Origin of the sequence: endosymbiont of Riftia pachyptila (vent Ph05) (assembly GCF_000224455.1) — a bacterium.
GTDB classification, from domain to species: domain Bacteria; phylum Pseudomonadota; class Gammaproteobacteria; order Chromatiales; family Chromatiaceae; genus Endoriftia; species Endoriftia persephonae.
In genome coordinates this window covers 20,019-29,688 of the sequence record NZ_AFOC01000041.1, presented here as the reverse complement: position 1 = coordinate 29,688, position 9,670 = coordinate 20,019, and the positions used below count along the sequence as shown (strand labels likewise).

Sequence of the window (9,670 nt, the reverse complement as noted above, 5' to 3'; positions counted from 1 at the left end):
GCCAGGATCTGGTGCTGGAGATCGACTGGCAGGGTGCGCGTCAGGTGCGGCAGCGCTTTCCCGAGGCGCTATCGATCTTCATTCTGCCGCCTGATCCGCAGGCGCTACGGGAGCGACTCGATGGCCGGGGCCAGGACAGTGCAGAGGTGATCGAGAGTCGCATGCGCGAGGCGGTGAGCGAGATGAGCCACTACGATGAGTTCGACTACCTGGTGATCAATGACGACTTCGATGTTGCGCTTGGCGAACTGGCCAGCATTGTCGATGCCCAGCGGTTGCGCATGTCGTCCCAGCAGACGCGGGAAGCGGAGCGTATTCAGGCGCTGCTGTCGGCCTGAGCTGGTGCTGTGCATGGGATAATCCGCGTGAACCAGATGGCTTCTCTGGCTCGATTTTTTCTTATTATCCAGGCAATTGAATGGATGCAGGGCGGCCCGTGGCCACCGCCGGTAATAGATTGAAATCAAGGATGATGTCGAGCGCAGCCCGACCTACACATGCCATGTTTAATGTCGGGTTAATAACCTGAATGAAAGGTTAATACGGAACTGGATGGTGTCTGGCCATGAGTTATAAGGTTCGCATCGAACCCAGCGGCCACGAATTTACAGCGGAGTCCTGCGAATCACTGTTGCATGCTGGCTTGCGCGCCGGCCTGAATCTGGAGTGCCGCTGTGCTAACGGCAGCTGTGGCCACTGCATGGTGCGTATCCTCCAGGGCGATTTCGAGTTGATCAGACAGCCCGACTTCCGTCTGACACCCCGTCAGCGAGCAGAGCGGCAGGTTTTACCCTGCTGTGTGCTGGTGCGCTCTGACATGGTTATCGAAGCCCGCGAATCCCGTGACGCTGCCGGGATGCCACGGCAGCGCCTGACTGCTCGAGTGGCGAGGGTGGACGCGTTGAGCGAGCGGGTGCGTCAACTGCATCTGCGAACCCCGCGCTCCCAGACCCTGCAGTTCCTCGCCGGCCAGCGGGTGACGCTGCATCTGGAGGGTGTGGGGCGACAGGAGTTGCATCTCGCCTCCTGCCCCTGTGATGGCATGAATCTCAAGTTCCATATTCCTGAAAATCCACGTCAGGCATTTTCCCGCGCGCTGTTTGCCGGCTTGGGTAAGGGGAAAAGGGTTGAAGTGGAGGGGCCGGAGGGTGAGTTTCTGCTCGATGAGGCAAGTCGCCGGCCGCTGATCTTCATCGCCTGGGAAACCGGTTTTGCGGCAGTGGAGAGTCTCATCGAACACGCCATCGCACTGCAGATGTCGCAACCAATGCGGCTCTATTGGCTCGCCTCGGTGGAGAGCGGCCATTATCTCACAAACTACTGTCGTTCATGGCAGGATGCGCTGGATGAGTTCCACTATCAGAAGCTGGATGTTGCGCCTGACGCCTTGGCCCGGCAGCTTGAGACAATCATCGCGCAGCAGTCTGAAGCTGCGGCGTGTGACTACTATCTGATCCTGCCTGAAGAGCAGTCTGCCTCAGTGATCAAGGTGTTGCAGGAGGCCGGCCTGGAGGCCTGCTCGCGGTTGGAGTGGTTGGCAGAGGATTGATGAGCCAATCGCCAGCGAGATCCTGTTGCATCGGCTGGTGTTTGTGGATTGGCTGCGCTGCACGTTAAAATGAGAGCCTTTTTTCGATGGTAAGGGCACATGGGCGGCAAACTGCATATCAAAACCTTCGGCTGTCAGATGAATGAATACGACTCCGCGCGCATGGCGGACGGGCTGCGCGAGGCGGAAGGGTTGGAGCTGACTGAGGTTGCGGAACAGGCCGATGTGCTGCTGCTCAACACCTGCTCGATCCGCGAGAAGGCACAGGAGAAGGTCTTTTCCCAGCTCGGTCGCTGGCGCCCTTGGAAGGAAAAAAACCCCAATCTGATCATCGGCGTCGGCGGTTGTGTGGCGAGCCAGGAGGGCGATGCAATTCGCCAGCGCGCACCCTACGTGGACCTGGTATTCGGCCCGCAAACCCTGCACCGCTTGCCGGAGATGATCCGCGAGGTGCGTGCCCAGCACCATCCGGTGGTGGATGTCTCCTTCCCCGAGATCGAGAAGTTTGACCGTCTGCCCGAGCCCCGTGCCGAGGGCCCCACCGCCTTCGTCTCAATCATGGAGGGCTGCTCCAAATACTGCACCTACTGTGTGGTGCCCTTCACCCGCGGCGAAGAGATCAGCCGCCCCTTTGACGATGTGATTGCCGAAGTGGTGGGCTTGGCTGCCCAGGGGGTGCGAGAGGTCAACCTGCTGGGGCAGAACGTCAACGCCTATCGCGGTGAGATGTACGACGGCGAGACTGCCGATCTGGCGCTGCTGATCGAATATGTGGCGGCTATCGACGGTATCGAGCGCATTCGCTTCACCACCTCTCATCCGCTGGAGTTCTCCGACAGCCTGATCGAGGCCTATGGTCGGGTACCGGAGCTGGTCAGCTTTGTCCATCTGCCGGTGCAGTCGGGCTCCGACCGGGTGCTGGCGATGATGAAGCGCGGCCACATGGCGATCGAATACAAGGCGAAGATCCGCAAGCTGCGCGAGGTGCGCCCCGACATCACCATCTCCTCCGACTTTATCGTCGGCTTTCCCGGCGAGACCGAGCAGGACTTCAATGACACCCTGAAGCTGATCGAGGCGATCGGCTTCGACCACTCCTACAGCTTCATCTACAGCCGCCGACCCGGCACCCCCGCCGCCGACCTGCCCGATGATGTGCCGCTCGAGATCAAGCAGCAGCGTCTGGAACGGCTGCAGCAGCTGATCAACAGCCAGGCCCAGCGCATCAGCCGCCAGATGGTTGGCAGCGTGCAGCGCATCTTGGTGGAGCGGCTCTCGAAGAAGAGCCCTAACCAGCTGGCCGGTCGCACCGAGAACAACCGGGTGGTCAACTTCGACGGCCCGGCTGAGCTGATCGGCGAGTTCGTGGAGGTCCGTATCACCGAGGCGCTGCCCAACTCGTTGCGGGGCGAACGCCTGCAGAGCCTCCCCGGTCAGGCCGCCAGCGGCTGAACCTGACCACCCATCATTCCATCAGGAAATACCTTGTCAGAACACCCTGAATCCCTCGATCTGCTGCTGGAGCCCGAGGACAATGAGCGGCTGGCGAATCTCTGCGGCCTGCTTGATGAACACTTGCGGCTGATCGAGCGCCGTCTGGGTATTGAGATCAACAACCGCGGCGCCAGTTTTCGCTTGATCGGCGAACCGGCGGCGATCCGTGCCGGTGAGCAGGTGCTGCGCGACCTCTATCGCACCTCGGCGGGGGAGCTGCTCGATCCGCATCGGCTGCATCTGTTTCTGCAGGACTCGGCCATCGACGTCCTGCTGGAACAGGTGCCGCGCAGCGAACTGCCGGCGTCAGTGATCAAGACCCGCCGCGGCATGGTGCGTGCTCGCGGGCCGAATCAGCAGGAGTACCTGCACAAGGTTCTGAGTTACGACATTAGCTTCGGCATCGGTCCGGCGGGCACCGGCAAGACCTATCTGGCGGTGGCCTGTGCGGTGGAGGCGCTGCAGAAGGATCAGGTGCGGCGCATCCTGCTGGTGCGTCCGGCGGTGGAGGCGGGCGAGCGGCTTGGCTTTCTGCCCGGTGATCTGGCGCAGAAGATCGACCCCTACCTGCGGCCGCTCTACGATGCGCTCTACGAGATGCTCGGTTTCGAGAAGGTCAACAAGCTGGTAGAACGCAACGTGATCGAGGTGGCGCCGCTCGCCTACATGCGCGGTCGCACCCTCAACGACGCCTTTATCATCCTCGACGAGGCGCAGAACACCACACCAGAGCAGATGAAGATGTTCCTCACCCGCATCGGTTTTGGTTCCAGAGCGGTGATCACTGGTGATGTGACCCAGGTCGATCTGCCGCGCGGGCAGAAGTCGGGCCTGCGCCAGGCCATCGAGGTGCTGGGGCAGGTGGAGGGGATCGGTTTTACCTTCTTCAACGCCAAGGATGTGGTGCGCCACACCCTAGTACAGCGGGTGGTGCGCGCCTACGATGACTTTGATCAGCGTTGCGAGGAGAATCGCGGCGGTGATTGATTCGGCGCAGGATGGATCGCGCCTGACACTGGAGCTGCAGCGGGTCAGCGAGACGCCGTCGCTGCCGTCACAAGCCCAGCTGCATGCGTGGGCGCTGGCGGCGCTGAGCGAACAGAGCGGGCCGGTCGAACTGGTGATCCGTATCGTCGATGAGGCGGAGAGTCAGGCACTGAATCGCGACTATCGCGGCAAGGACCGCCCCACCAATGTGCTCTCCTTTCCCTTCGAGACTCCCCCCGAGCTGCCAGCCGAAGCGGCTGGCAATCTGTTGGGGGATCTGGTGATCTGCGCCCCGGTGGTGGCCCGTGAAGCGGCAGCGCAGGGTAAATCACCGATTTCCCACTGGATTCACATGGTGGTGCATGGGGTCTTGCATCTGCAGGGCCTCGACCATCAGAATGATGCCGAGGCTGGGATAATGGAGGCTCTTGAGCGGAAGATCCTCGCAAGCCTTGGGGTTGCCGACCCCTACCAGATTGAAAAGGAAACATGAGCAGCAAAGATCGACCGATGTTCGGTTCGTTCCAGGCTTGGCTGAAGCGTATTAGCCAGCGTTTTAGGAGCGAACCGGAAGATAAGGCGCAGCTTGTTGAACTGCTACAGGAGTCGAACAAGCGCCGGCTGTTGGATCACGACACCCTCTCGATGATCGAGGGGGCAATGCAGGTCTCTGAGATGCGGGTTCGCGACATCATGGTGCCGCGGGCCGAGATGGTGGTGTTGCGCCGCGATGACACCCTGGAGGAGATCCTGCCGGTGGCGGTGGAGTCGGCCCACTCCCGTTTTCCGGTGATCGGCGACGATAAGGGCGAGGTGGTGGGTATCCTGCTCGCCAAGGATCTGCTTGCTTGGTGTCAGAGTGCGGACCAACGCCGCTTCCAGATCCGAGACCTGTTGCGCTCGGCGGTATTCGTGCCGGAGAGCAAGCGTCTCAATGTGCTGCTGCAGGAGTTCCGTGCCAGTCGCAACCACATGGCGATTGTCATCGACGAGTACGGCGCCGCCGCGGGGCTGGTGACCATCGAGGATGTGCTGGAGCAGATCGTTGGCGAGATCGAGGACGAGCATGACTACGACGAGGGCGGCAATATTTTTCGTCGCAGCAACCAAGAGTACATGGTCAAGGCTCGCACCGAGATCGGCGAGTTCAACGACTGCTTCGACTCCAATCTGCAAGATGACGAATTCGATACTGTCGGTGGGCTGGTGGTTAACGCCTTCGGCCATCTGCCAAAAAAAGATGAGTCGGTGGATATCGGCCGCTTCCGTTTCCGGGTGATGCGCGCCGACAGCCGCCGTCTGCACCTGCTCAGTCTGACCCTGCTGCAGAGTGCCGCCCCTCCCCAGGAAGAGTAGTCCCATGTTGCATGATGCGCGTACCGCGCTGCTGCGCAGGGGGAGGCTGCTGGCCTTGCTGGCGGGGGCGCTCACCACCCTGGGGTTTGCACCATTCAATCTATGGCCGCTGGCGATTGCCGGACCAGCCCTGCTGTTCTGGCTCTGGCTGCATGCCGGCCGCGATAGTGGCTTCCGCCTGGGGCTGCTCTACGGTCTTGGGCTGATGGGCAGCGGTGTCACCTGGCTGCATGTCAGCCTAGCCCAGTTTGGCGATGTGGGCTGGTTTCTGCCGCTGTTGGTTACGGGGTTGTTTGTTTTGGTGATGGCCCTCTACTACGGCCTGCTGGGCTGGTTGGTGAGCCGTATCCCGGTCGCTAAACGGCTGCGCCTTAGCCTGCTGTTCCCCGCCGCCTGGGTGTTGATCGAGTGGCTGCGGGCTGGTTCCTCAGCGGCTTCCCCTGGTTGCAGCTGGGCTATGCTCAGATCGATTCACCGTTGGCCGGGCTGGGGCCGCTGTTTGGCAGCCTTGGCGTCAGCTGGGCGGCGGCCTTCAGCGCCGGCCTGCTGGTGTTGATCCTGATCACAACGGCGCGGCGTACCCGACTCAAGGCGCTGGCGATGCTGGGAGTGCTCTGGGTGGCAGCCTGGGGCGTCAGCCAGATCGAGTGGAGCCACCCCGAGGGCGAGCCGATCCGGGTGGCGTTGGTGCAGGGTAACATCCCCCAGGCTGAGAAGTGGAAGCTGGGGCAACTGGCACCGACCCTGATCCACTACGCCAAGGAGACCCGCCGCCACCTGGATGCGGATCTGATCCTCTGGCCGGAGACCGCGGTGCCGGCGTTTCAGTTCCAGGTGGAGGAGCCTTTTCTACAGGGCATGCATCGGCTGCTGCAGGAGCAGGGTCACAATCTGGTGTTCGGTGTGGTGCAGATGGACCCGGAGAGCAAGGCCTACTATAACGCGATGGTGAGCCTGGGCAGTGAGCGAGCCCACTACCACAAGCGTCATCTGGTGCCGTTTACTGAGTATCTGCCGCTCAAGGATTGGCTCGGCTCGCTGGTCGATTTCCTGACCATCCCGATGTCGGACTTTGCCCATGGCAGCTCGGCTCAGCCGCTGATGCAGGTGGGGGAGCACCAGGTCGGTATGTCGATCTGCTACGAGGATGCCTTCGGCAGTGAGATGATCGAGGCGCTGCCGCAGGCGGCCTATCTGATCAACGCCTCCAATGACGCATGGTTCGGTGACTCGCTGGCGCCCCATCAGCACCTGCAGATCGCCCGTATGCGCGCCCTGGAAACTGGCCGCTATCTGCTGCGCGCGACCAATACCGGCATCTCTGCGGTGATCGGGCCGAAAGGGGGAATTGATCGGGGTCTCGCCACTGCTGCAGCGGCATGTGCTGCGCAGCGAGATCCGCGCCATGCAGGGGCTGACCCCCTATGCCAGGATTGGCAACTGGGGCATAGTTATTCTGATGCTGTTTGCCCTGATGGTCGCCTACCCCTGCAACTATTGGCGGGGCGCCTGAGTTTGTGGCTGCTCGGCTGTGGCCTGTTCGAGCTGCTGGCGCTCCTGCTCATATTTGATCACCTCGCGCAGCTGGAACAGCACCTCATCCTGGTCGCTCCAAGGGGCGGCTGCCGGGGCGGTGGCGGGTGGCGACTCGCCGTATGCGGCCAGCAGCGCCAAAAGCAGGAGGGCGAGGCAGACCGGGGATGGGCTGAAACAGTTCATGTTGTGACTCCGCCTTAGCCAGGAGAGAGAGATGCTTAAACTATTGGATGATTCAGTTATCGCTGGGTTGATCGAAAGCTCCCGCAACGCGTCCCGTCGGCGCTCTCACCACTGTTTTCATGCCGACCACAGCGAAACGGTGCAGCGCATGGCGATGGCGGCTCAGCCCGGCACCTACTACCGGCCTCATCGCCACCTGGCCCCGTCAACCTGGGAGTTCCTGATTATACTGCAGGGGTGCTGTGGCCACCTCACCTTCGATGAGAGTGGCGCGGTGCTGAGTCGTACCGAGCTGAGCGCTGCTGGGCCGGTGCGCGGTCTCGAAGTGGCGGCGGGAGTCTGGCATGCCTTGGTCGCGCTGGCCCCGGACACCCTGCTGTTCGAGTTCAAACAGGGGCCGTTCAAGCCGATCGCTGAGGCTGATTTCGCCAGCTGGGCGCCAGCCGAGGGGGAGGCGGCTGCGGCGCAGTTCGAGGCTTGGTTCCGGCAGGCTGGGGTGGGAGAGCGTCCGCCCAGGCGGGCTGACTAGTGGTAAGATCCCGCGTTTTGCAACCGTGAACCATCGATGAAGTCACTGCTGAACTATTTTGTCGATCTCTGCCTGCTGCGTGCCGCGCCGCAGGATCTGCCTGTCTCCTCGGTGTTGCTGGCGTTGACCGCGCTGCTGAATGTGCTGGTTGGGGTGCTGATGATCGTCGACTCCTCCCGTCAGCTGGGCATGGCCGTGCTGGAGAGCCTGTTCGAGGCGGGGTTGATGCTGCTCAGCCTGCAGCTGGCGCTGCGCCTCACCGGCCTGCAGCCACGATTTCTGCAGACGGCCAGCGCATTGATGGGCAGTGGTTTGTTGATGGGCCTGCTGGCGCTGCCACTGCTGAGCTGGAATCAGGCGTCGGGTGGTTCAGAGGTGGGGCTGTTGTTGCTGGTGCTGGTGATCTGGAGCATGGTGGTGTTGGGTCATATTATCCGTCACGCCTTTAACCTCAGCCTCAACCTGGGGATCGCCTTCGGCTTTATCTATACCTTGTCGGCCTGGTCGATCACCTCCACGCTCTTCCCAGTGGTGAACTGATGCATCTACACATTCTTGGTATCTGCGGTACCTTCATGGGCGGTATCGCGCTGCTGGCGCGGGCCCTGGGGCACCGGGTCACCGGCTCCGACGCTAACGTCTATCCGCCCATGAGCACCCAGCTGGAGGCGGCCGGTATCACCCTGATGGAGGGCTATGCGCCGCAGCATCTGCAGCCTGAGCCGGATGTGGTGGTAGTGGGTAACGCCATGTCGCGGGGCAATCCGGCGGTGGAGTACATGCTGGAGCGGGGGCTGCGCTACACCTCCGGTCCCCAGTGGTTGGCGGAGAATGTGTTACAAGGGCGCTGGGTGCTGGCGGTGGCGGGCACCCACGGCAAGACCAGCACCGCCAGCCTGCTCGCCTGGCTGCTGGAGTATGCCAATCTGGAACCGGGCTATCTGATCGGCGGGGTGCCGGAGAATTTTGGCCGCTCGGCGCGGCTCGGTAAGGCACCTTTTTTTGTGGTGGAGGCGGACGAGTATGACACCGCCTTCTTCGACAAGCGCTCCAAGTTCGTCCACTACCGGCCGCGCACCCTGGTCCTCAACAACCTGGAGTTCGACCACGCCGACATCTTCGACGACCTGGCGCAGATCCAGCGCCAGTTCCATCACCTGCTGCGCACCGTGCCAGGCAATGGCCTGGTGATCACCCCGGCCCAGGACGCCAATCTGGCCGCCGTGCTCGAGCAGGGTTGCTGGACCCCGCTCGAGTCGTTCGATGCGGAGCGGGAGGCGACCTGGCAAGCGGCATCCGCCAGCGCCGACGGCAGCCGCTTCGAGCTGATCTGTGAGGGCAAACCGGCCGGGCGGGTCGAGTGGGGGTTGCTCGGGCGTCACAACATCAACAATGCCCTGGCGGCGATCGCCGCGGCGCGCCATGCCGGGGTGCCGGTGGCGGTCTCGATTGAGGCGCTACGGGAGTTTCGTAACGTCAAACGGCGCCTGGAGCTGATCGGTGAGGTGGGCGGGGTGCGCGTCTACGATGACTTTGCCCACCACCCCACGGCCATCCGCACCACCCTGGAGGGGCTGCGCGGACGGGTCGGCTCGCAACGCATCATCGCGGTGCTGGAGCCGCGCTCCAACACCATGCGCCGCGGTGTGCATGCGGGTGAGCTGGCCGGGGCGCTGCAGGTGGCTGATCGGGTACTCTTCTTTCGCCCTGCTGAACTGGCCTGGGATGCGGCGGCGGCACTCCAGCCACTGGGGGATCGTGTCGCTCTGTTTGACAGCAGCGAGGCGATCATTGAAGCGTTGGCCGAGACCGCCCAGCCCGGCGATCATCTGCTGATCATGAGCAACGGTGGCTTTGAGGGGCTGCACCGGCGGCTGCTGGAGCGCCTCGGGCGGGGCTAAAATGCTCCAACAGGCCGCAGCAGGTTCCGGTAGGTCCGACTTTAGTCGGACTGTTCGGCTGACAGGGGTTGTTCCCAACAATCCTTCTGCATTTCCTCCATCCATGGAGGTCAAGCCGAACCTACGGGCTGTTAT

Annotated in this window: 9 protein-coding genes and 1 pseudogene; all 10 read left to right on the top strand. The window is 62.4% G+C overall.

What is annotated here, in order from left to right:
- Window positions 1–338: guanylate kinase (locus tag RIFP1SYM_RS08090; protein ID WP_039960046.1), on the top strand; the 338-nt coding region annotated here is incomplete at its 5' end.
- A gap of 227 nt (window positions 339–565) precedes the next feature.
- Window positions 566–1,549 (top strand): 2Fe-2S iron-sulfur cluster-binding protein, encoded by a 984-nt coding sequence (locus RIFP1SYM_RS08085; protein WP_005961721.1) that lies wholly within the window; start codon window positions 566–568, stop codon window positions 1,547–1,549.
- A 99-nt stretch (window positions 1,550–1,648) separates the two neighbouring features.
- Window positions 1,649–3,001 carry a tRNA (N6-isopentenyl adenosine(37)-C2)-methylthiotransferase MiaB gene (gene miaB / locus RIFP1SYM_RS08080; RefSeq protein ID WP_005961719.1) on the top strand — a complete coding sequence of 451 codons (1,353 nt, stop codon included), beginning with the start codon at window positions 1,649–1,651 and terminating at the stop codon, window positions 2,999–3,001.
- Between the two features lie 33 nt (window positions 3,002–3,034).
- The gene (locus RIFP1SYM_RS08075; RefSeq protein WP_005961717.1) at window positions 3,035–4,030 is read left to right on the top strand and encodes a PhoH family protein; all 996 of its coding nucleotides are present in this window, start codon (window positions 3,035–3,037) and stop codon (window positions 4,028–4,030) included.
- On the top strand, window positions 4,023–4,523 hold the full coding sequence (gene ybeY, locus RIFP1SYM_RS08070; protein WP_006475089.1) for an rRNA maturation RNase YbeY: 501 nt from the start codon (window positions 4,023–4,025) through the stop codon (window positions 4,521–4,523). The genes RIFP1SYM_RS08075 and ybeY overlap by 8 nt, the downstream gene beginning before the upstream one ends.
- Window positions 4,520–5,386, top strand: coding sequence for an HlyC/CorC family transporter (locus RIFP1SYM_RS08065; protein ID WP_005961713.1), 867 nt, complete (start codon window positions 4,520–4,522; stop codon window positions 5,384–5,386). Before ybeY ends, RIFP1SYM_RS08065 begins: the two co-directional genes overlap by 4 nt.
- Before the next feature lie 4 nt (window positions 5,387–5,390).
- A pseudogene (gene lnt / locus RIFP1SYM_RS08060) lies at window positions 5,391–7,123 on the top strand (apolipoprotein N-acyltransferase).
- A gap of 13 nt (window positions 7,124–7,136) precedes the next feature.
- A complete protein-coding gene (locus RIFP1SYM_RS08050; RefSeq protein WP_005961707.1) occupies window positions 7,137–7,634 on the top strand; it encodes a WbuC family cupin fold metalloprotein in 498 nt (165 codons plus the stop codon).
- 36 nt (window positions 7,635–7,670) lie between these two features.
- A complete protein-coding gene (locus RIFP1SYM_RS08045; RefSeq protein WP_005961705.1) occupies window positions 7,671–8,174 on the top strand; it encodes a hypothetical protein in 504 nt (167 codons plus the stop codon).
- Window positions 8,174–9,535: a UDP-N-acetylmuramate:L-alanyl-gamma-D-glutamyl-meso-diaminopimelate ligase gene (gene mpl, locus RIFP1SYM_RS08040; RefSeq protein WP_005961704.1), complete on the top strand. Its 1,362-nt coding sequence runs from the start codon at window positions 8,174–8,176 to the stop codon at window positions 9,533–9,535. The genes RIFP1SYM_RS08045 and mpl overlap by 1 nt, the downstream gene beginning before the upstream one ends.
- Window positions 9,536–9,670 lie beyond the last annotated feature (135 nt).